Source organism: Bacillus sp. DB-2, assembly GCF_003315125.1.
GTDB lineage: Bacteria > Bacillota > Bacilli > Bacillales > Bacillaceae_G > Bacillus_A > Bacillus_A mycoides.
In genome coordinates this window covers 17,146-36,945 of record NZ_QNRN01000026.1, presented here as the reverse complement: position 1 = coordinate 36,945, position 19,800 = coordinate 17,146, and the positions used below count along the sequence as shown (strand labels likewise).

25 protein-coding genes and 2 pseudogenes are annotated in these 19,800 nt (G+C 35.0%); 9 read left to right on the top strand and 18 right to left on the bottom strand.

Translation table 11 applies throughout. The annotated features are described in order from the left end of the window. Window positions 1–147: 147 nt before the first annotated feature. Complete coding sequence (gene bsaA / locus DET63_RS29045; RefSeq protein ID WP_002065095.1) at window positions 148–630, bottom strand: glutathione peroxidase; 483 nt, start codon at window positions 628–630, stop codon at window positions 148–150. Between the two features lie 225 nt (window positions 631–855). On the opposite strand from bsaA, the gene DET63_RS29040 reads away from it, so the two are divergent. The 5 genes from DET63_RS29040 to DET63_RS29020 all read left to right on the top strand — a co-directional run bounded on the left by DET63_RS29040 (window position 856) and on the right by DET63_RS29020 (window position 5,094). After that, window positions 856–1,065, top strand: a complete 210-nt coding sequence (locus DET63_RS29040) for a DUF3925 family protein (protein WP_060488575.1) — start codon at window positions 856–858, stop codon at window positions 1,063–1,065. Between the two features lie 87 nt (window positions 1,066–1,152). Next, window positions 1,153–2,133: an MBL fold metallo-hydrolase gene (locus DET63_RS29035; RefSeq protein ID WP_113938560.1), complete on the top strand. Its 981-nt coding sequence runs from the start codon at window positions 1,153–1,155 to the stop codon at window positions 2,131–2,133. An 85-nt stretch (window positions 2,134–2,218) separates the two neighbouring features. Beyond that, window positions 2,219–2,653, top strand: a complete 435-nt coding sequence (locus tag DET63_RS29030; RefSeq protein WP_113938559.1) for a hypothetical protein — start codon at window positions 2,219–2,221, stop codon at window positions 2,651–2,653. A gap of 110 nt (window positions 2,654–2,763) precedes the next feature. Beyond that, on the top strand, window positions 2,764–4,710 hold the full coding sequence (locus DET63_RS29025) for an ABC1 kinase family protein (RefSeq protein ID WP_113938558.1): 1,947 nt from the start codon (window positions 2,764–2,766) through the stop codon (window positions 4,708–4,710). 141 nt (window positions 4,711–4,851) lie between these two features. Continuing rightward, entirely contained in the window at window positions 4,852–5,094 is a 243-nt protein-coding gene (locus DET63_RS29020) for a hypothetical protein (protein ID WP_113938557.1), read from the top strand. Between the two features lie 54 nt (window positions 5,095–5,148). On the opposite strand, the gene DET63_RS29015 is transcribed toward DET63_RS29020, so the two are convergent. Together DET63_RS29015 and DET63_RS29010 are read right to left on the bottom strand one after the other, a co-directional pair. Next, window positions 5,149–5,829 carry a DUF3600 domain-containing protein gene (locus DET63_RS29015; RefSeq protein ID WP_113938556.1) on the bottom strand — a complete coding sequence of 227 codons (681 nt, stop codon included), beginning with the start codon at window positions 5,827–5,829 and terminating at the stop codon, window positions 5,149–5,151. Further along, complete coding sequence (locus DET63_RS29010) at window positions 5,826–6,404, bottom strand: sigma-70 family RNA polymerase sigma factor (RefSeq protein WP_113938555.1); 579 nt, start codon at window positions 6,402–6,404, stop codon at window positions 5,826–5,828. The genes DET63_RS29015 and DET63_RS29010 overlap by 4 nt, the downstream gene beginning before the upstream one ends. 207 nt (window positions 6,405–6,611) lie before the next feature. Here DET63_RS29010 and DET63_RS29005 point away from each other — a divergent pair, with 207 nt between their 5' ends. Next, window positions 6,612–7,598 (top strand): quinone oxidoreductase family protein, encoded by a 987-nt coding sequence (locus DET63_RS29005; protein ID WP_113938554.1) that lies wholly within the window; start codon window positions 6,612–6,614, stop codon window positions 7,596–7,598. Window positions 7,599–7,627: 29 nt separating this feature from the next. Then, window positions 7,628–8,266 carry a zinc dependent phospholipase C family protein gene (locus tag DET63_RS29000; protein WP_113938553.1) on the top strand — a complete coding sequence of 213 codons (639 nt, stop codon included), beginning with the start codon at window positions 7,628–7,630 and terminating at the stop codon, window positions 8,264–8,266. 44 nt (window positions 8,267–8,310) lie between these two features. Here DET63_RS29000 and DET63_RS28995 read toward each other — a convergent pair. The 5 genes and pseudogenes from DET63_RS28995 to DET63_RS28975 form a co-directional block, all read right to left on the bottom strand. Next, window positions 8,311–8,391, bottom strand: a pseudogene (locus DET63_RS28995) (VOC family protein); the annotation flags it as partial. 14 nt (window positions 8,392–8,405) lie between these two features. Continuing rightward, on the bottom strand, window positions 8,406–9,575 hold the full coding sequence (locus DET63_RS28990) for a DEAD/DEAH box helicase (protein ID WP_002012513.1): 1,170 nt from the start codon (window positions 9,573–9,575) through the stop codon (window positions 8,406–8,408). 19 nt (window positions 9,576–9,594) lie between these two features. Continuing rightward, window positions 9,595–10,122 carry a hypothetical protein gene (locus DET63_RS28985; RefSeq protein WP_002065080.1) on the bottom strand — a complete coding sequence of 176 codons (528 nt, stop codon included), beginning with the start codon at window positions 10,120–10,122 and terminating at the stop codon, window positions 9,595–9,597. 90 nt (window positions 10,123–10,212) lie between these two features. Next, window positions 10,213–11,901 carry a formate--tetrahydrofolate ligase gene (locus DET63_RS28980; protein WP_002031556.1) on the bottom strand — a complete coding sequence of 563 codons (1,689 nt, stop codon included), beginning with the start codon at window positions 11,899–11,901 and terminating at the stop codon, window positions 10,213–10,215. 93 nt (window positions 11,902–11,994) lie between these two features. Then, complete coding sequence (locus DET63_RS28975; RefSeq protein ID WP_113938552.1) at window positions 11,995–12,675, bottom strand: class I SAM-dependent methyltransferase; 681 nt, start codon at window positions 12,673–12,675, stop codon at window positions 11,995–11,997. A gap of 359 nt (window positions 12,676–13,034) precedes the next feature. Between DET63_RS28975 and DET63_RS28970 the strand changes: the two genes are divergently transcribed. Continuing rightward, window positions 13,035–13,373, top strand: a complete 339-nt coding sequence (locus DET63_RS28970; protein WP_001253195.1) for a hypothetical protein — start codon at window positions 13,035–13,037, stop codon at window positions 13,371–13,373. A 30-nt stretch (window positions 13,374–13,403) separates the two neighbouring features. Here the strand turns inward: DET63_RS28970 and DET63_RS28965 are convergent, their stop codons facing one another. From DET63_RS28965 to ytfJ, 4 genes are all read right to left on the bottom strand, one after another. Then, window positions 13,404–13,616: a hypothetical protein gene (locus tag DET63_RS28965; RefSeq protein ID WP_002012518.1), complete on the bottom strand. Its 213-nt coding sequence runs from the start codon at window positions 13,614–13,616 to the stop codon at window positions 13,404–13,406. A 69-nt stretch (window positions 13,617–13,685) separates the two neighbouring features. Continuing rightward, window positions 13,686–14,006, bottom strand: coding sequence for a hypothetical protein (locus tag DET63_RS28960; RefSeq protein WP_002165916.1), 321 nt, complete (start codon window positions 14,004–14,006; stop codon window positions 13,686–13,688). Between the two features lie 51 nt (window positions 14,007–14,057). Further along, window positions 14,058–14,834, bottom strand: a complete 777-nt coding sequence (locus tag DET63_RS28955; protein ID WP_002085994.1) for a hypothetical protein — start codon at window positions 14,832–14,834, stop codon at window positions 14,058–14,060. A 160-nt stretch (window positions 14,835–14,994) separates the two neighbouring features. Then, window positions 14,995–15,420, bottom strand: a complete 426-nt coding sequence (gene ytfJ / locus DET63_RS28950) for a GerW family sporulation protein (protein WP_113938551.1) — start codon at window positions 15,418–15,420, stop codon at window positions 14,995–14,997. A 131-nt stretch (window positions 15,421–15,551) separates the two neighbouring features. Here ytfJ and DET63_RS28945 point away from each other — a divergent pair. Continuing rightward, a pseudogene (locus tag DET63_RS28945) lies at window positions 15,552–16,338 on the top strand (GNAT family N-acetyltransferase). Window positions 16,339–16,363: 25 nt separating this feature from the next. Here the strand turns inward: DET63_RS28945 and DET63_RS28940 are convergent. From DET63_RS28940 to DET63_RS28915, 6 genes are read right to left on the bottom strand one after another with little or no spacing between them, the layout of a single operon-like run. Continuing rightward, window positions 16,364–17,245 carry a phosphotransferase family protein gene (locus DET63_RS28940; protein WP_113938550.1) on the bottom strand — a complete coding sequence of 294 codons (882 nt, stop codon included), beginning with the start codon at window positions 17,243–17,245 and terminating at the stop codon, window positions 16,364–16,366. 31 nt (window positions 17,246–17,276) lie between these two features. Further along, window positions 17,277–17,705, bottom strand: coding sequence for a GNAT family N-acetyltransferase (locus tag DET63_RS28935; protein ID WP_113938549.1), 429 nt, complete (start codon window positions 17,703–17,705; stop codon window positions 17,277–17,279). Further along, a complete protein-coding gene (locus DET63_RS28930; RefSeq protein ID WP_113938548.1) occupies window positions 17,686–18,075 on the bottom strand; it encodes a cupin domain-containing protein in 390 nt (129 codons plus the stop codon). The genes DET63_RS28935 and DET63_RS28930 overlap by 20 nt, the downstream gene beginning before the upstream one ends. A 12-nt stretch (window positions 18,076–18,087) precedes the next feature. Further along, on the bottom strand, window positions 18,088–18,573 hold the full coding sequence (locus tag DET63_RS28925; protein WP_113938547.1) for a GNAT family N-acetyltransferase: 486 nt from the start codon (window positions 18,571–18,573) through the stop codon (window positions 18,088–18,090). Then, entirely contained in the window at window positions 18,570–19,130 is a 561-nt protein-coding gene (locus tag DET63_RS28920) for a 2'-5' RNA ligase family protein (protein WP_113938546.1), read from the bottom strand. Before DET63_RS28920 ends, DET63_RS28925 begins: the two co-directional genes overlap by 4 nt. A 6-nt stretch (window positions 19,131–19,136) precedes the next feature. After that, on the bottom strand, window positions 19,137–19,703 hold the full coding sequence (locus tag DET63_RS28915; RefSeq protein ID WP_113938545.1) for a GNAT family N-acetyltransferase: 567 nt from the start codon (window positions 19,701–19,703) through the stop codon (window positions 19,137–19,139). Window positions 19,704–19,800: the final 97 nt, after the last annotated feature.

Here is a 19,800-nt window from a genome sequence, read left to right as displayed (position 1 = left end):
TCTTCAAACGAAAAACACCTCCATTGAATTTGCATACTTAGTATGCGAATTCAGGAGGTGTTTTTTTCATGTACCACTATTCGGGTTCACTTCAACTTTGTTCTTTGAGGTGTTTTTTAGTAAACATAATAGATAGCTAACTCCTAATTATTCCCCAAGCACCTTCTCAATCTCAACCTCTAAATCCACCGGCTTCGTCTGCGGCGCAAAACGCCCTACTATTTTCCCGTCTTTTCCAATTAGAAACTTAGTAAAGTTCCATTTCACTGCTTTCATACCGAGTAAACCTGGTGCTTGTTCTGTCATGTATGTATAAAGTGGATGAGCCTTGTCACCTTTTACATCAATCTTTGCAAACATTGGGAAGTTCACACCGTAGTTCAATTCACAAAAACTAGTAATATCAGCTTCTGTGCCTGGTTCTTGTCCCCCAAATTGATTACAAGGGAAACCGAGTATTTCTAGTCCTTGGTCTTTATATTTATCATATACTTCCTGTAAGCCTTTATATTGTGGTGTAAATCCACATTTACTAGCTACATTTACAATAAGAAGTGCTTTTCCTTCGTAATCTTTTAACGATTTTTCTTCTCCTGTTATTGTTTTAGCTGAAAAATCATAAACTGTCATTGTTCATACCCCTCTCTTCACTATCATTCTATGTTTATACTATACTACATTCGTGAATATACAGCTCTTATTACGTATTCACATACCGTAATGATAGCGCTTTATTTTCGTTCGAAAGTTCGACACAATATACTAGACTTTTATGATGGAAAGTTTTACAATTAATTTGTGAACAAAATGTGACAGTTTATATTTCCATTATAATAGAAAAGGATGGTGTTCATTATGAAAACTGCACAACATGAAACGATTTCAAATCGCGAGTTTTATTTCGTACTATATATGATGTTATTGTATGTTATTGGCTGGGTAATCGATGTAAATGGTTTATTTTTAAGCTCCTACTTTAATTTAGCAGGAGAAATTATGCTTCCGATCGTTGGTGGCATTGTTGGACTGTTCGTTATGTCTATCAATAAAGAACAAATGAAATAACTACATTACAAAAGGGCAGAAGACGAGCTTTCGTTTTCTGTCTTTTTCTGTTTTTAGCGTATAATAGATACATACCGTATATAAGGAGTGGTAAGTATGAAAAAAGTAGAACAACTATCTTCTCATCTATATCTTATTGATGATTATGACTTACAACATATTGAACGAACAGGTACTTACGTTTTATTAGGTGACGATATTACTTTAATTGAAACTTGTGCGGCCCCTTCTCTTCCGTATATTTTAGACGGCTTACAACAATTACATATTAATTTAAATGATGTAAAAAACATTATCGTTACACATGTTCATTTAGATCACGCCGGGGCTGCTGGTTTAATGATGGAAAAGTGCCCAAATGCTACTTTATTTGTGCATTCTCGCGGTGCTCGTCATCTGATTGATCCAACAAAACTCATTTTAGGTGCAAAAGCTGTGTACAAAGAAGATTTTGATAAACTTTTTGATCCAATTCTTCCAATTGAAGAAGAACGTGTTCGTATTGTACAAAATGGTGATACGTTAAAAATTGCAGAAGACCGTACACTTACATTTTACGATACACCGGGACATGCTAAGCACCATATTAGCATTCACGATTCATTAACAAATGGCATTTTTACTGGCGATACAATAGGAATTTACTATAGAGAACTCGCAGACCTTGGTGTAGAACTATATTTACCATCAACGTCCCCTTCACAATTCCAACCAAATGCGATGATTGCTTCTAAAAATCATATTCAAAGTATGAATGTAGATACTATTTATTTCGGTCATTACGGCGCATCATCCAATGTTACAGAAGTATATAACCAACTGGAACATTGGTTACCTATTTTCGTTCATACTGGAAAAGAGGTCTTTGAACAGTATAATGATTTCGATGAAGCGACTAAAGCTTTACAAACTGTATTAATGGATAAAATTTCTTCTCACCTTACAAAGTTAAACGTTCCATCAGATCATTCCGTTTATAACATTTTATATCTAGATATAGAAATTAGCGCAATGGGCATTATTGATTATTTCACGAAGCAAGAAAAGGCAAACTCCACTATTAACTAACAGTATAAGAAGAGATATACAACAGTAGTTATTGTATATCTCTTCTTTTTTTGAATATATTTTGAGTAAAGGATGGTGGAATGGAATGCAAAAAGTGATACTATACCTCTGCTTTACATTATTTATCGTCTTATTATTATTTGTCGGAGTAAAAATTCAATTTTATTTAGATACAGACGCGCAAGTGAATTTTAACGTTTATCCAAGATTATTCTACTTTACACTCTTCCCTCTTATAGTTGGCATTTTATTACGATTCCTTCAATCTATTAATCATTCAATGAATAAACAAAGCTGGAGCTTTCAACCGGATAAATTTATTGCTATTACAGTGCCTACACTATTCATTTCCTTTTCCCCTGCATTACTCTTTTCACCACTTGGCGAATACCTACCTTATTTAGCTAATATTATTCTCGTGAACACAACTTTCGTTACTATAATTAGCCTAATTGCGGGTTATTCACTATTAGATTGTTTTATACAAAAGGACAATGCAACTATGAAAAAATATAATTGAATACTCTATTTAATCGTGCAAGTCAAGGATTGTTCTTCCTTGGCTTGTTTTTAGAATAATTATATTCCTGTATAATACAGTTATCGAATAAAATTCGGAGGAATGATACAATGTTTTTTCAACTTTTTTTACTAGCAATCATTATGTCTTTTATTAGTGGTCGACTAATTGGGACAAAACTAAATTTTTTCAAACAAGCAAGTGCGGCCACTTTAGGTGTTTCAATTACGTCAGCTATGTATTGGTTTTTATATTTACGCTATCAAGATGAATCGATTGTCGGTGTTGATAGATACTTTTGGCTAGGAAGCTCATTAATTGTATCGATGCTTTGTTACCTAGTTTTTGAATTATTTGATCCTATTAAGCGTAGCGAAATGGATGACGTAGTAATGGAAAGCCGAAATCCTATTTCAAAATTCTTCTCTAAGATTGGTAGACAAAAAAGATATATGCGCGTCTCTTCTATTGCAATAAAACATGGAATGGGAAAATATTTAGCTTTAAAGCGCTCACCAGAAGCAGATCGTAAGCTCGCCACTTCACTTCGAAATACACTAGAAGAATGCGGTGGTGTATTTATTAAATTCGGACAAGTTTTATCAACTCGATCTGATTTATTACCACCTGTTTTTATTCACGAGTTATCAAACCTTCAAGAAAATGTAACACGTTTATCACAAAAACAAGTTGAAGAAATATTGATAAAGGAACTACATATACCGAAAGATGAAATTTTCAGCTCCTTTGAAATGGAACCGTTAGCTGCCGCCTCTATTGGCCAAGTACATAAAGCGAAGTTGAAAGAAAACGACCAGGATGTCGTTGTGAAACTACTACGTCCTAATATTTCTGAGACAATTAAACGTGACTTAGATATTTTAATTCACTTTGCTTTATGGATTTCCAACAAATCAACTTGGGCTAAAAATATTGGATTTCTTGATTTAGCACACGGCTTCTCTATCGCATTAAAAGAAGAAATTGATTTCAAAATTGAAGCTCGTAACTTCGAACAAGTGTCTGATTCACTAAAACATAGCGAAACGAAAGTAAAAATACCGAAAGTATATCAAGAATACAGTAATTCAAAAATACTTGTGCTTGAATTTTTGGATGGAGTAAGTGTTAAAAGTGGGTCAGCATTATTAAATGAATTACAAATTGATACGAAAAAAGTACAACGGCAACTCTTTGATTGTATTTTAGAACAAATTTTCTTTAAAGGTATTTTCCATGCAGACCCTCATCCAGGTAATGTGTATATTCTTCGTGATGGCACTCCTGCATTACTTGATTTCGGTTCTGTCGGACGATTAGGAACACTACAACAAGATGCATTCAAGCGACTACTTATCGGCTTTGAGCGCAAAAATTCATATGTCTTGCTTGATGGGCTGCTTCAACTAGTTGAAAAGAAACCAAATGTTGATAAAGAAGGATTAGAACAATCTATCAGCCAATTATTAATCCAAAGTACGTACGTTTCTACAAATGGTTCTGAAGAATTCATTCAAGGGTTGTTTCAAATAATCTCTGAGTTTGAATTAGCATTTTATCCAATGGTTGCAGGAGCTTTCCGCTCTCTAATTACGCTAGAAGGAACGATGCTGCAACTAAATCCTGAATTCAATTTAATGGACGAAGCGAAGCGCTTTGCGGAAGATCATGCAGCTAGTTTCATGCCGGTTAACAATTATTCTAGTTTAAAAGAAGCTGCAACAAACGAATTACTCTCTATGTTACCTGCCATACGACGCATTCCTAGAAAACTAGATGATTTAAGTTCAAAACTAGAAAACGGAGAATTATCCGTAAAGGTCGGCTTTTTCTCTGACGAAACAAATGCATCATTCATTACTACGTTTATCTCACAATTCCTCATTGCATTTATTGGAACTGCATTTGGTGGAATTTCGGTAGGCGTATTGCATTTAGCAAACAATGCGAAAGAACCCAATAATCAATTTTTAAGTGTCGTTGGTTACGGCGGTTTATTTATAAGTGCGATATTACTTGTAAGGGTCGCTATACATGCCGTAAGAAAATTTAAATAATAGTAAAACGAGTATGAAATCAAGTGGATTTTATACTCGTTTTTTATTGTTCATATATTTAATTGGTAATAGGAAATTTATGTTAAACTAAAGAAAGTCGTGCACTAAATCAAAATACATTTCAAACAAGGGAGACTTATTATGAAATTAGGGACTTTCTCGTTTCTAACGTTTATCGCAAGTATATGTTCTTTCTTTGTTTTAAGAGGACCTAATGCAAATTTAACATTAATTATTGTGCTTCTAAGTACTCTTTCATTACTCGGTATTATTTTTGCGATCGCATCAAAGACTTGGCTATTTAAAATAGTTGGTACGGCATTAAATGGAGTAATACTAGTATTTGTATATTTCTTATTACTAGCAAAAGGAATAGGTGGTTAATATATTTACGTTTCAATAAGAAAGGCTCACAGCTTAAGCTATGAGCTTTTTTACTTATCTCACCTTTCCATCTACATACTCCATAAACTGTTCTGCTTTAATAAATCTTTCTTTATACGCTTCAGGTACTTCTTCTACTGTTATCCCACCGCTCGATTTCGCTTTTACTAATACAGTTTGATATGACATTAACGCTTCCATATATTGTTCATACTCTTCTGAAGTTAATACTTCTTTACTAGATTTATGCCCATTTAATTTATCAAAATACGGCTGAAGCTCCATTTCTACCTTTTTCAATTCCTCTTTTTTAGCTGGTGATAATTGATCATAATCAATATTACCATTCGAATCCCCGTACTCAAGCTTTGCATTCGTTAATTTCTTTAGTTCTTTTGTAAACTCTTCATATTCTTTTGCACCAATTTCATTTTTCGCTTGTGACAATTTCGCACTAAAGCGCATGTATCCTTCTAATGTTAAACTGCCGGCATGCTTCTTTAAGTTTTCAAAAGATCCGTATATACCATCTGCCATAATAGATTGATAAGCAAAACCAGTCGTCGGGATTAAAAATGCTGCTGCAAGTACTCCTGCAATAAGGCGCTTCTTCCTTTTGTTCCCCCCTCGCTTCATTTTAATCTGAACAATTACTTTTTCTTTTAACTCCGGCGGGGCTACAATCCCCTTCACTTCTTCTTGTATAGATTCTCTAACTCTACAATCTAAGCTCATTTCACATTCCCTACCTCTCCTAAAAAGATTTCTTCTACTTGTTCTTTTTGGCGTAGTTTCTTTAATGCCGCATGAATTCTAGACTTCACTGTACCGATTGGAATATGTAATATTTGTGCTACTTCTTCTTGAGAGTAATCGTGTAAGTATCTTAAGATAATAACTTGTTTCAATTTATACGGTAACTTATGAATGAGTTCGATTAATTTTTGATTTGATATTTTACTTACAACATCGCTAGAAAAATCAATTTGTACTGGTTTTCTTTGCTCTTCTGCTTTTTTTATAATTCGTAATCGCATCCACCTCATTCTTCTATAAGAATGAATTTGTTTAATCGCAAGTCCAATTAGCCAAGGACGAAATGGCTTCTCGATATCATATTTACGAAGCGATTCATATAGTTGTATGTATATTTCCTGAACGATATCATCTACATCCGTTTTATCTTCTATTAAAAAATGTGCTGTCTTATATACTTCTTGAATCGTTTTATCATACAATTCGCTATATGCTTCTTTATTGCCTGATAAAGTTAATTGGATTAAATCTGTATACACTGTTTCATCCTTCATGTACCTTCCCTCCCTTGTCATACACTATATATTGGCAAGTAATTGATATTTCGTTCGATTTTTTCAAAAAGTTTTTTATATACATTAATATAATGATCCAATGACTTCATAAGCTTCACTTATAACCTTGCATAACAATTATATAATTTTCCAATTCTTAATGAAGATTTAAAATGATTTATATAGTCAAATTTAGGAGGATATTATATGAAAGCTATCATTGTAACTTCGTTCGGTGGTCCTGAAGTGATGAAATATACAGACGTGGAGATGCCGGCTATTTCAAACAATCAAGTTTTAATTCGTGTTGTCGCTACTAGTGTTAATTTCGCCGATATTAAATCACGTTATGGCAAAAAAGGAAACAAAGCCTTACCTTTTATTCCAGGGATAGATGCAGCTGGTATTGTAGAACACGTAGGTTCTCATGTGAAAAATATTTATCCTGGCCAGCGTGTCATTACTTTTCCTCAAAATGGCTCTTACGCTGAATATGTTGTCGCGAACGAAAATCTTACTTTTGTATTACCTGATGAAGTTGATTTCCAAACTGCAGCTGCCTGCCCTATCGTATCTTTTACAAGCTACAATTTACTTGCAAATGTTGCAAGACTTCAGCAAGGTGAATCTGTTCTAATTCATGCAGCTGCTGGTGGAATTGGTACTACAGCGATTCAACTTGCAAAACTATTAGGGGCTAAAAAAGTTATCGGTACTGTTGGAAGTGAAGCGAAAAGAAAAATCGCTTTTGATGCAGGAGCCAATTATGTTATTTGTCATCAAGATGAAGATTTTGTAGAGAGGGTAAATCAGCTTACAAATGGAGAAGGCGTTAATATTGTTTTAGATTCTATTTCTGGTACTGTGTCCGAAAGAAGTTTAGAATGCCTTGCTTATTACGGTCGTCTCGTCCATTTCGGCAATGCTAGCGGAGAAGTTGGTAGTTTTCAAACGAAAGATTTACATGCTAGTTGCCGTTCTATACTCGGTTTCAGCTTTGGCACTACACGAAAAAAACGTCCTGAATTGCTTCAAGAAACTGCGAATCAAGTTTTCCGTTATTTACGCGATGGAAGTTTACAAATTAAAGCTACGAAATCTTTTCCTCTTCAAGATGCAGGGAAAGCACATGGATGGGTCGAAAGTAGACAAAGTATAGGGAAAGTAATACTACACGTTCAGACAGCTCCCTAAAATGAATACATGAAATAGAGGTGTTATTCATGGGATCACGAATTATGCATATCATTATCGCGAGCGGTATTGCTGAGAAACTTTCTATTCAAGATAAAACTTCTTTCTTACTTGGTGGTGTAGCTCCTGATGCTGTTCATTCAAAAGAAGAAAAAGGAGCTTCCCATTTTTACGCTGGTACAACGAAGAACTATACGAGAAGAATAGATTATGATTCATTTATTCATAAATACGAAGATCATATAGATTCCCCCTATATTTTAGGTTATTATACCCACCTCATTGCCGATGATAATTGGCTAAGCGGCTTTTTTCTACCTTGGCTTAAAAACAGAATAGAAAACGACGAAACTATCGCACCTATGTACTATAACGATTTTAAATTATTGAACGCACAATTGTTGCATCATTACGATAAAGAACAGCAGCTCTTCACCCTACTTAATCAAGAGGCTAACATTGTGAATATAGAGGCGGTTTCTAGAGAGAATGTTTTAGCTTTTCGGCAATATATTTTTGAAGATATGCTATATCCTGAGCAACACTTGCACGAAAACTTACAAGTGTTTTCATTTGATCAAATCGTTGGTTATATTGAGACTGCAATTGAAAAAGGAACATTTTTTATAGAACAACTCGTTAATAAAAAATTGACTTCAAATATTTAATCCCCCTCATTATTTACGAGGGGGATTTTCACATAACTATATAATTATTTATTTTTTTCCATTACTGCAAAGTAATTCCCTTCACTATCAGCAAAGTTAAACACTTTACCAGTAGGCATAGTTACGTCTTTCTCATTATTTATCTAGGCTTTTTCTTACCAGTAAAAGCTGGTTTCTTTTTCTTTGGTGCCGGTGGTTTCGATTCTACAAATGTTCCTTTGAACATTTCTTGTTTCGTAAACACGATACCTAATTTTTTCGCAAATTGAAGTAATTTACGCTCTTCTTGTTCTGTTACAAGAGAAACAACTGTTCCTTCTTTGCCCATACGTCCAGTACGTCCTGAGCGGTGAATATATTGGTCTACTGTATCTGGTAACTCTAAGTGGATTACGTGTGTTAAATCATCGATATCTAATCCACGTGCTGCAATATCAGTAGCAAGTAATATTTCTAATTTCCCGCTACGGAACGCGCGCATCGTTACTTCACGCTCTTGTTTGCTTGCCTCTGCATGAAGTGCTGCTGCTTTCATTTTACGGAACTTCAGTTTTTGAGTAATTTCATCTAAACGGAATGGATCATTTAAGAAGGCAACTGCTTTTACATTTCCCATATGCATAACTCTTCTAATATAATCATTTTTTTCACGACGCTCACAAACGATATACGTATGTTCAACTAGGCTCTGTGCCTCTGAACGTGTTACACGTACTAATTGTGGTTCAACTGTCAAATCACGTGCCGCATCTTCTGCAGCTTTTGTTATTGTCGCCGAGCAGAATACTAATTGACGATCGCGCATCGTTGATTTAATTACATCAAGTACAGCACCCATCATCTTTTGTTTTACAATTTGATCAAACTCATCAAATACAATCGTTTTCACTTCATGCATCTTTAATTTTTTCATACGAATCAATTCTAAAATACGTCCTGGTGAACCGACAATAACTCTCGGATGTTTCTTTAATTTTTCAACTTGGCGCTTAATATCCGCACCTCCAATTAAAGACGCACCTGAAATATCAGTTCCCGCTGTAAACTTTTGAACCTCTTCATGAATTTGCATAACAAGTTCACGAGTTGGCGCTAAAATTACAACTTGCGGTTGTTTAACTTCAGGATTAATTTTATGTAAAAGTGGTAATAAGTACGCTAATGTTTTTCCTGTTCCAGTTGGAGATTCAGCAATAACGTCTTGTCCTTCTAAAATAGTTGGAATCGCTTGTTTTTGAATTTCAGTAAATTCTTTAAAACCAGCCTTCTCCCAAGCTTGTTGTAAAAATGGTTGCATATCTTTTATCATTTGTTTTTCTCCTTTATCTCTATTTTTGAAGAAAATGTTGTATTGTTCGCACCGTTTCTATCATGTGTGAAATAACAGCTATTAAATCATCAACATGGTCTTCTGTAATCGATTTTTGAAATAGAACCTCTACCTTATTATGATATGAAATCGCTTGCTTATTATATTCGTATGAAATTTTTTGCGTAATCATTCGCTCTTTTCCCCATATAGAATGCAATAAAGTTTCAATTTCTTCGCATCCTATCTCTGGTTGCTCCATTTCGAACGAGAATTCCAGCTTCATTTCACAACCTGGTATAAACTGAGGTACTTCTAATATTTCACCTGATAAATTCTTTGCATCAACAGATAGTGAAAATGTCGCCTCTACCATCGTTTTAAATGTTTCTGTTAGTTGAAATGAAATACTATACATACGACTTAATGAAGCAAGGTCCATCACATCTTTTCGATCCGTTACGAGAATATCACCGTGTAAATCGAAATCATAGACAGCTCCTTCCACAATTACCTTTAAATTTTCAAAAGCAGTTGGATCAAACATAATTTCCTCCAAAAAACAGGCGCCTTTCGATGGAAAGGCGCCACTTGATGTATATATAGTTTACAGATAAACGAGATGAATTACAACCTTTTAGAATAAACCTACTGCTTTTCCATCTTCATTTACATCCATTTGTAGTGCTGCTGGTTGTTTAGGAAGGCCTGGCATTGTTAACATTGTTCCTGTTAACGCAACGATAAATCCTGCACCGATAGATGGTTTTAATTCACGAATTGTAACGATAAAGTCAGATGGGCGACCTAATTTTGTTGCATCATCTGAAAGAGAGTATTGTGTTTTCGCCATACAAATCGGTAGGTTACTCCAACCTTCTCCTTCATATTGAGCTAATTGCTTACGTGCTTTCGGAGCAAATTCAATATCTTTTGCGCCGTACACTTTTTGAGCAATTGTACGAATTTTTTCTTCTAATGGTAATTCTAATTCATAAAGTGGTGCGTAGTTGTTTTCACCTTTTTCAATTTCTTTTAACACTTTCTCAGCAAGGTCAACTCCGCCTTGACCACCTTTCTCCCAAACTTCTGTTAAGGATACTGCATAGCCACGCTCATTGCACCATTCTTGTAAGTATGCAACTTCTGCATCTGTATCAGTAATGAATTTGTTAATGGCAATTACGAAAGGAACACCGAAGCTTTGAATTGTTTCAACATGCTTCTGTAAGTTCTCCATACCTTTTGCTAACGCATCTACATTTTCTTCTTTTAATTGATCTCTCGCCACACCACCGTGCATTTTAAGCGCACGAATAGTCGCAACAATAACTACCGCTTCTGGTTTAATACCAGCTGCACGTGCTTTAATATCTAAAAACTTCTCGGCACCTAAATCTGCACCGAATCCAGCTTCTGTAATAACATAATCACCTAATTTTGCTGCCATTGTCGTAGCGATAACACTGTTACAACCGTGAGCGATATTCGCAAATGGTCCGCCATGAATGATAGCTGGTGTATTTTCTAATGTTTGTACTAAGTTCGGTTTTAATGCATCTTTTAATAGAAGTGTTAACGCTCCTTCTACTCCTAAATCTTTAACTGTTACAGGTTGATTTGAAAAATTATAAGCGACAACAATGCGAGATAGACGTGATTTTAAATCTTGAATATCTGTTGCAAGGCAGAATACGGCCATAATTTCAGATGCTACTGTAATATCAAAACCATCTTCACGTGGTACACCTTGAACCGGTCCACCAAGGCCAATTACTACGTTACGAAGGGCACGATCATTTAAATCAACACAGCGTTTCCAAACGATTTTACGCGTATCAATTCCAAGTGTGTTTCCTTGTTGGATATGATTATCAATGAACGCCGCTAATGCGTTATTGGCAGTTGTAATCGCATGAATATCTCCAGTAAAGTGAAGGTTAATATCTTCCATTGGTACTACTTGAGAATAACCGCCACCTGCTGCTCCGCCTTTTAATCCCATTGTTGGTCCAAGAGATGGTTCGCGAAGTGCAATTACTGTTTTCTTACCAATTTTATTAAAAGCTTGACCTAAACCAACTGTTACTGTTGATTTACCTTCTCCTGCTGGAGTTGGGTTAATTGCTGTTACTAAAACAACTTTACCGTCTTTCTCATCTTGTAAACGCTTAAAAATATCAAGAGATAACTTGCCTTTATAATGTCCGTATGGCTCTAGTTCTTCTTCTAAAATATTTAAATTAGCTGCAATTTCTTGAATCTTCTTCATACTTGCTTCTTGTGCGATTTCAATATCAGATTTAACTGTTGTAGTAGTTGTCATGTACCCTAGTCCCCCTTTAATTGATTCTGATGATATTGTATCAGTTTTTTGTATTTTCTGCACTTATTTACCTCCTAAAATCCTTCAATTTTGTCACACGTTTTTTAACATAAATACCCATAAAAATGTTAACGCTTGTTGTAACTCTGTAGGTAGCTGACCTAACATCTTCTCATTTACTCCGCGCTTATATACGCCGGTACCATCTACAACTTCAAATCCTTGTTCTTTTGCTAACTGTTCAAATTCCCAAGGCATCATCGTATTGCAAACAACGTCTTTGCCATATAGGCGCGGATAACTGTTCTCTCTCGGTTTTGCTGTCGGTCCTAAAATTGCAATACATGCGTATCCATCTTTCTTTAAAACACGCTTTATTTCATTTAATGCTCGCAACGGCTCCTCGGTCCATTCTAAAGAATTAATTGCCATAATTGCTTCAAATTCCTCATTTTCAAATGGTAATGAAGAAAGATCACCTTTTATAAAAGATAAATTTGGGTCTTCTCCGCGCTCCTTACCCTTTTGAATCATAACTTCCGATAAGTCCACCCCAACCGCTTTGTAGCCAGTAAGACTTAATTTATATGTACCATACCCATCACCACAGCCAACATCTAACACTTGTACTTCCTTTTCCACGTACTGCTCAAAAAATGGAATGATTGTACTCCTGCTCCCGCTATCCCACATTTCTTGACTATTTTGATTCCAAAACTCTGCATTGTTATCCCATTTTTTCTCTGCCGATTCATGCCAATTAAACTTCGCCATACATTCCCCTACCTTCACGTATTATCATTCATTTCATTCTACATCATGTTCCAAAATCCCTGTTTATCTTCATAAGGAGATAAAGTGAAACTTTAATCAGTGGGGGGGTTTGTTCGTCCCCCACTGATCATTATTTGAACCAATCGGGCTTTTACTGGCAGCCCGACTCCCATCTAACTTCTTTGCTCCAGCCGAATTTTGAGGTGGGGGTCTTACTGCACGGCAAATAGCGGGATAAACAGGATAACAATGGAATCTATTTTCTCCAATTTTTGCTTTACTTGGGTTTAACTCATACTCATGTTCTGCTTCTTATGAAAGATACTATAGATACACCCAATTGAAAGAGAGGGATGTACATGCGAAGAAAGAGAAATCATCATTTTAAAAGTGGTGAAAAAAACGAAGAGTATGCAGCTGAAATATCTCCAGCTGGTATTCCGATTAGACATGAGCGCAAAGAAATTGCAAATGAAATAGAAGGTACAAACACCGGTGCAATGATAGGCTATGTCGCATTATTTCTTTCGTTATTCTCCATTGCTTTTTATCCTGTTACACTCGGCTCCCTTGCTATTTTAGTTGGCTTGTTAGCTGTCAATTTTGGGGCAAGAACACTTGGATATACCGCAATTGGTTTTGGCAGCTTTTCTGTTTTATTCACTTTACTATATCCGCTTGCTTTATCAGCATTTTAAAAAAAACACACCAAGTTATACTTGGTGTGTTCATTCATGATACAACATGATATGACCGCATCCACAACAATGCTTCGCTGTAATTTCTTGAAAAACCGGATAATTTTCTTCATCTCTATGCTCAATAAACACCTTTTCAAATCGGTACATGTTTGGCGCATATGCCCAATCTTGTTTCGTACGTGCATATAATGTTGAAGAAAAAAACTCCTCACCACCACAAACGATACATCCCTTCTTCATCAATACCCCTCCTATGCTTGTCTTACTTCATCTATATGAACATAAGCATAAAAAAAAGACCTTCTATTACTAGAAAGTCTTCTCTGAAACAAAAAGAAATGTACCGAATATACCTACTCCGCTATATTCTTTCATAACACCAGCTTCTGTTTTATACGTTTGCTTTACAGTCATAAAGAAAACACCATTTCGTGCATCAATACTTTCAAACTGTAATTTCTCTTTTTTTTCATCTACATTTTGCGTGCATTCAAAGCTACTCTCGTCACATTTTAATGCATACTTATCCTCTAAATACAATTTAAAATCTGATTCTTTCGGACAAGTTATAAGTAATATTGCCACGAGAATAATACTTACAATACCCACAATTGTATAATATTTCTTCATTTGTTCTCCTTTCAAAAGACAAGAAAACTTGACTTCATGCGCCAAGTTTTCTTAGTCTACAACCCATTGCCACTCTTGTTCTTTCTTATCAAAAATGAGCCAACCCGTTTCTGTTGCTTCCGCTTTCAATTCATCGATATTATCTAGTACCTCATCCGTACTTTCGAATGATCCTACTACATATACCGGAATTTCAAGACCTCTTCTCGACTCAATTTTCCCCGCTAAATCAATGTATAACCCATCTTCCATTAACGGCATAAGCCCAAGGATAACTTCCTTTGAAATTGCTGGGAAAATTTTTGATTTTTGGAAGAAAGTAAAACGTTTCTTTCCAAACGAACCGAGTTTATATGGAATCACTTTACTCAGCATTCCTACAAAATCACCGATTCTACGGTAATACACTTTGTTGTACCAACCGTCATCATGTGAAAAATAAACGAATCTATTCTTCAACAATGGGAAGAACGTTCTTCCAAGTGGTTCTTTTTTGTGAGCCAAATATAATAATTCTGCAATTTCTTTTGGCTCTAACTCATCTAAATCGCTTGCATCATCGAAATCTACCCAACAAAATTCATCAAATTCATCAATCTCTGCTTGAATGAGTTTATGTATGTTTTCTTCCTCAACATATTCAAATAAAGTATGATAATGAAAATCTGTCCACTCAAAATTATGCTTTAAAAGCAATACTTGATGAAGCGGTGAAGGGATGTTACTTGCAAACTCTTTAAACGTAATTCCAGATGTAATAAAACAATGACCCCGACGATTACCATTAATATATATCATATTGTTTACTTGGTCAGATCCTCCAGACAAAGCACCTAGCCACCTTCGTTTTATATGTTTCAATTCTATAGCATATTTTAACATGAAAAATTTTAGAAACATAGAAAAAACTTCAAAAACTATTTACAATTTCATGTGTTTTATTACATACTGATTACAAGAAAAAACGCCTGCTTATGAGCAGGCGTTTTTAAAGGATATCATCTGGGTTTTGAGGGTGATTATTTCCCTCTTTCTTTTCTTCTTTTTGGAACATCGATTGAATTTTATCAATTGTTTGCGGAGCTAATTCAATTATTTTTTCTGCTAAATGTGTCGCATTTTGTAGATGAAGAATATTTATCCCGTCTTTATTCACGACTAGAAATGCTACTGGTGTAATAGAAACACCACCCGCGCTACCGCCACCAAATGCAGGGTTACCGTTCGCTCTTTGTCCATCATTCGTCTGGAAGTCAGATCCTCCTGCTCCAAAACCGAACGCCACTTTAGAAACTGTTAACACTACACCACCGTCAGCCGTTTGAACAGGCTCCCCAACAATCGTATTTACATCGACCATTTCCTTCAAATTTTCCATTGCTGCTCTCATTAACCCTTGAATTGGATGATCCACCGTTCATAACCTCCTTTGTCATATCTTTCCTAGTTTTTCCGAAAGTTGGTGAACTAAACATAAAATTTTATATTGATTTCAAAAAACTTAAGTTGTAATATTTAGAAAAATAAAAAAGAGGTCGATTCGTTATGATGAGAAAATTAACAAAGAAAGATCATAAACAAGTATTTTCTTTTCTAAAAGAAGAAGCAGCCCTTAACTTATTTATTATTGGGGATTTAGAAGCTTTCGGTTATGAAACAGACTTTCAAGAATTATGGGGTGTATTTAAAGAGAATGGAACATTAAAATCCATTTTACTCCGCTTTCACGATACATTTATACCGTATAGTAAAGAAGAGTTTGTGGTTACTGACTATGAGGCACTTCTTTCCGCATATAAGCCGCTTAAACTCTCTGGCAAGTCCAACTATTGTAGAAAGATTTGAAACTGCTCCAAGTGTACAACTAGGCACCAAAAATGAAATGTATTTTTGCGAATGTCTAAATGACAGCAACTTACCTAGCACACCAATTCATGAAACAATTAAACTTGCCTCACTCGATGATATAGAACGAATTATGAAATTACGAAGTGACATCGCTGAATTCCCGGCTGCTAATGAATCAGAAAAAATGTTAAGGCAAGCTATCGAAACAAATACAGGACGTACATATTATATTGAAAAAGACGGCGCAATCATCGCATCCTCCTCAACTTCCGCTGAAAATTCATTATCTGCTATGGTTGTTGGAGTATGTACACATCCGAATCATCGCGGAAATGGCTATGCTTCGCTCATATTACAGAAAATGATTCAAGACTTCACCAATGAAGGCAGAACGCTTTGCTTATTTTATAACAATCCAGCTGCCGGACGAATTTATAAGCGATTAGGGTTTAAAGATATTGGAATGTGGACGATGTATCGATAATAAAAAGCCGATTTGAAATCGGCTTTTATACATATTCTGCTATTCCAGCTTGAAAGGCTTTTTTATCATTATTCAGGACACCAAATAATGCTTCTTGAAGAGCAAATGTACTTTTGTAAAAATACATTCGTTCCTTTACTGCTTCTAAATTAGGATAATGCACCGAAAAGAGTTGTAAAAACTCCTCTCCATAACTAGCTAATATCCCCGCAAAGTCATAAGCAGGATCTCCCATGCTCGCACCACCAAAATCTATAACCCCTGAAATATCCCGCTTTGTTGCACTATATAAGATGTTTGTCATGCCAAAATCCCCATGAACAAGACTAGGGGTAAAGTTAAAGTGACTAGATTCATTTAAATATAACTCAAATGATTTTGAGATCTCTTTTCTCGCTTCAGTTCTCATGAATGGATAAACATGTTCTTGTAATTTGCTATATAAACTATTTATTTCTGAATACATATCAGTACCATCATATTGCATAATACCTTCAAATATAGATAACGGAATTTCGTGTAACTCTTTTAAAAATCCCGCTAATGTGCACGCAAGTTTCTGTATTTGTTTTTCATCATTTATTTCTGTAAAAATGTCTTTCCAAAACGGTTCTCCCTCAATCATTTCATATCCTGTAAATACTTTCCCTGGCACTTCATCTTGAAATCTTTGATAACATGGATTGGGAATATGGAGCGTAATGAAGGGTCTTATTTTCTCTAACAGCTTTGTTTCTACTCGAAGTTTCTGAATACCTTTTTCATATTTCGGAAAACGAAATACTATATTATCATTTACAATTAATACATCATTATTTTGACCTATTTCATTTACATAAACCGATTTTATTTGTAATTGAGGATATATCCTTTGTAAATACGCAACATACTCATTTTCTTTTCTCATTCTTTCTCTTCTCCCGTTCAGGCTATTGTACTTACTTCAAAGTCATAATTACCTGTCTTTCAACAAACCCAAGTTCTTCGTACATCTCTTTCGCAAAATTCCCAGCAAATACATTTAAGCGAATTTCTGAATACTTCTCCTTCAATTCCTTAATGCCAGCCTCCATCAATTCTCGCGATAATCCTCTCCCGCGATATTCTGAAAACACATACAGCTCATATATAAATCCAAGTTTTTCACGAGAAAAATAGTCTGTATTTTCCCCTATTAATATCCATCCCATTACTTTTTTTTCTTCTTTAATGACTAAATAATATGCCCCTTTTTCTATTATTGGCTTTGTAATTTCAATCGCTTTTTCTTTACTTAACTGACAATTCCCTCTCGTTCCTTCGAAAAGTGATTGAGCTGCATAATGTAATATTTTTTCCGCTTCTTTCTCATTCGCTTTTGTAATCATTCCTTTCTCCCTCCTGCCCTCTAATCATCATTGAAATACCATTTTCAAGACCGTCTGACTCAATTACAATTGCCATCAATCCTTTTTCCGTACTTGTTTCATGTAACTCACCCTTCTCCCAAAACACAGCTTGTCCAGCTTCTATCTTCACTTTTTCTTTATTTGCCCCGCATACATATCCTTCACCATCCACAATAAGAAGCAGCTGCGACACAACTGCTTCATGATATCCGATGATTCCATTCTCTTGTAAATGCATAGCGCCGATATGTATATTCCCTTGATCGTTTAATATTTTCGACATTATGAAATTAGATTGAAATACTGATATGTGCTTTCCCATTTTTCCGCTAAAGTCAAATATTTTCATTCCTGCTCCTCCCTATATGTATAAAACCATCCTTATTGTCTGCATCAAATGTCCTTCAAAATCTTCTTCAAATTGCTCTAAAGCTGCAAAACCTTTCGCTTCATAAAAACGCTTTCCTTTTTCATTTGCTGCTTCTACATGTATGTACAGTTTCCGAATCCCTTTAAGTCCGTTAATCCCTCTTTTTAACAAAGCACTTCCTATCCCTTTTCCTTGCTGATCTGGTAACAAATAAATCGCACCTAATTCTGCTTCATTTTGCAGTCTAACAGGTGAAAAATTCGCAAATCCAATTACTTCTCCCTCTTCTTCTGCAACGAATAAATGTGTATTTTTAAGACGATATTTCATTTTTTCATCAGAATATGCTTCCTCTAAAAAACTATCTTGAATCTCTCTCGGAATAATTCCTTCGTAAGTATCATGCCAAGCTATTTTTGCTACGTTTTGTACAGCATGAATATCTTCTTGCTTCATTTCTCTAATTACATATGTCATCTCGATGTCTCCATTCTCATTAAATTATATTCTGCTAATATACTAGAAGAAATGGCAAAACCATTTTCATAATTTACCTTAATTAATTTTAACTTCTCAATCGAAGCTATTGTAACATCAAATTTTCCATATATATATTCCATTACACTTAAAAATTGATTTGAATTTAACCCATTAGAAATCGTGCAATGCGGAACCCATTTTCCTGGCACGTAATATGAATTCGAATTATCATGAAAAGTTTTGAAATAATCATGATAAGAATGATGAAGTCTTAATAATTCATCGGTAATGGTCGGTGCTAGAAAGATAGTTCCGTTAGTAGGAAAAGTTCCAACAGAAGGAAAAGTTACAGTGGAGATGTTCTCTTGAAAAGCTACAAACTCCTCTAATCTCTTCGTATATAAATTAACATCTAACTCCTTATAATCAGCCAATGTTATATGTGGTTCTACTCCGGCTAGTTCATTTGTTTCAATTATATTCGTTAATTCATTTTGCAATTCTCTAACTTTATTAGTAAACACACAATCAAATGTAGCAATGATAGCGTACATGCTTCCTCACCCCTTTGTTACACGTAGCGCTTCCCATTCTTCACGAATCATTCCCATTCGAATAGAATCATAGTATGTCCCGTTATAATATCGGCATTTTCGCATTCTTCCTTCTAAGCTCATTCCTATTTTCTCTGCTACTTTCATCATTCTTTCATTGCCAGACCAGGTTGTAAGCCCTACTCTACCAATCTCCATATTTTCAAATAGTAAGTCCCTATATAATGTTAATGCTTCTGTACCATATCCACCATTCCAGTATGCTGGGTCATAAATTACGATTCCCATTTCTAACCAACGCGTCGGTTTATGCTCCCAATAAAATCCGACTGTCCCTATAATTTGGCCGTTATTTTCTATAATTAAATTTGACAGTGGTTCTTCTTTTAAACGAGCTTGCATCTTCTCTTTATAAGATGGGCATTCTTGCATTGAGAAAGGGAAATATGGCGCATCCCATTTCTTCCATTCTGGATTCTCTTCTTTAAATACGAGATTCCATAATGTTTTTATATCTGATTCTTCTATTGTACGAATTGTAACTTTGTTCCCCTTTAATATAACGTTTTGCATAATTTCCTCCTACATTCCTCTTTATTTCATATACAATTATAATATTTTTTCAGAAAAATCAAAACAAAACTCTACTCTATATTGTATAATTTTGTTA

Excerpts from the sequence above, each read along its gene's own strand:
- DET63_RS29010 (WP_113938555.1), bottom strand. The coding sequence starts at position 6,404 with ATGAAGGATGAAACAGTGTATACAGATTTAATCCAATTAACTTTATCA.
- DET63_RS28985 (WP_002065080.1), bottom strand. The coding sequence starts at position 10,122 with ATGTTTGATCCAACTGCTTTTGAAAATTTAAAGGTAATTGTGGAAGGA.
- bsaA (WP_002065095.1), bottom strand. The coding sequence starts at position 630 with ATGACAGTTTATGATTTTTCAGCTAAAACAATAACAGGAGAAGAAAAA.
- DET63_RS28960 (WP_002165916.1), bottom strand. The coding sequence starts at position 14,006 with ATGAAGAAATATTATACAATTGTGGGTATTGTAAGTATTATTCTCGTG.
- DET63_RS28930 (WP_113938548.1), bottom strand. The coding sequence starts at position 18,075 with ATGAAAATATTTGACTTTAGCGGAAAAATGGGAAAGCACATATCAGTA.
- DET63_RS28935 (WP_113938549.1), bottom strand. The coding sequence starts at position 17,705 with ATGATTACAAAAGCGAATGAGAAAGAAGCGGAAAAAATATTACATTAT.
- DET63_RS29030 (WP_113938559.1), top strand. The coding sequence starts at position 2,219 with ATGCAAAAAGTGATACTATACCTCTGCTTTACATTATTTATCGTCTTA.
- DET63_RS29000 (WP_113938553.1), top strand. The coding sequence starts at position 7,628 with ATGGGATCACGAATTATGCATATCATTATCGCGAGCGGTATTGCTGAG.
- DET63_RS29040 (WP_060488575.1), top strand. The coding sequence starts at position 856 with ATGAAAACTGCACAACATGAAACGATTTCAAATCGCGAGTTTTATTTC.
- DET63_RS28925 (WP_113938547.1), bottom strand. The coding sequence starts at position 18,573 with ATGACATATGTAATTAGAGAAATGAAGCAAGAAGATATTCATGCTGTA.
- DET63_RS29005 (WP_113938554.1), top strand. The coding sequence starts at position 6,612 with ATGAAAGCTATCATTGTAACTTCGTTCGGTGGTCCTGAAGTGATGAAA.
- DET63_RS29015 (WP_113938556.1), bottom strand. The coding sequence starts at position 5,829 with ATGAGCTTAGATTGTAGAGTTAGAGAATCTATACAAGAAGAAGTGAAG.
- DET63_RS28940 (WP_113938550.1), bottom strand. The coding sequence starts at position 17,245 with ATGAGAAAAGAAAATGAGTATGTTGCGTATTTACAAAGGATATATCCT.
- DET63_RS28920 (WP_113938546.1), bottom strand. The coding sequence starts at position 19,130 with ATGTACGCTATCATTGCTACATTTGATTGTGTGTTTACTAATAAAGTT.
- DET63_RS28965 (WP_002012518.1), bottom strand. The coding sequence starts at position 13,616 with ATGAAGAAGGGATGTATCGTTTGTGGTGGTGAGGAGTTTTTTTCTTCA.
- DET63_RS28980 (WP_002031556.1), bottom strand. The coding sequence starts at position 11,901 with ATGACAACTACTACAACAGTTAAATCTGATATTGAAATCGCACAAGAA.
- DET63_RS29025 (WP_113938558.1), top strand. The coding sequence starts at position 2,764 with ATGTTTTTTCAACTTTTTTTACTAGCAATCATTATGTCTTTTATTAGT.
- DET63_RS28975 (WP_113938552.1), bottom strand. The coding sequence starts at position 12,675 with ATGGCGAAGTTTAATTGGCATGAATCGGCAGAGAAAAAATGGGATAAC.
- DET63_RS28915 (WP_113938545.1), bottom strand. The coding sequence starts at position 19,703 with ATGCAAAACGTTATATTAAAGGGGAACAAAGTTACAATTCGTACAATA.
- DET63_RS28990 (WP_002012513.1), bottom strand. The coding sequence starts at position 9,575 with ATGATAAAAGATATGCAACCATTTTTACAACAAGCTTGGGAGAAGGCT.
- DET63_RS28970 (WP_001253195.1), top strand. The coding sequence starts at position 13,035 with ATGCGAAGAAAGAGAAATCATCATTTTAAAAGTGGTGAAAAAAACGAA.
- DET63_RS29020 (WP_113938557.1), top strand. The coding sequence starts at position 4,852 with ATGAAATTAGGGACTTTCTCGTTTCTAACGTTTATCGCAAGTATATGT.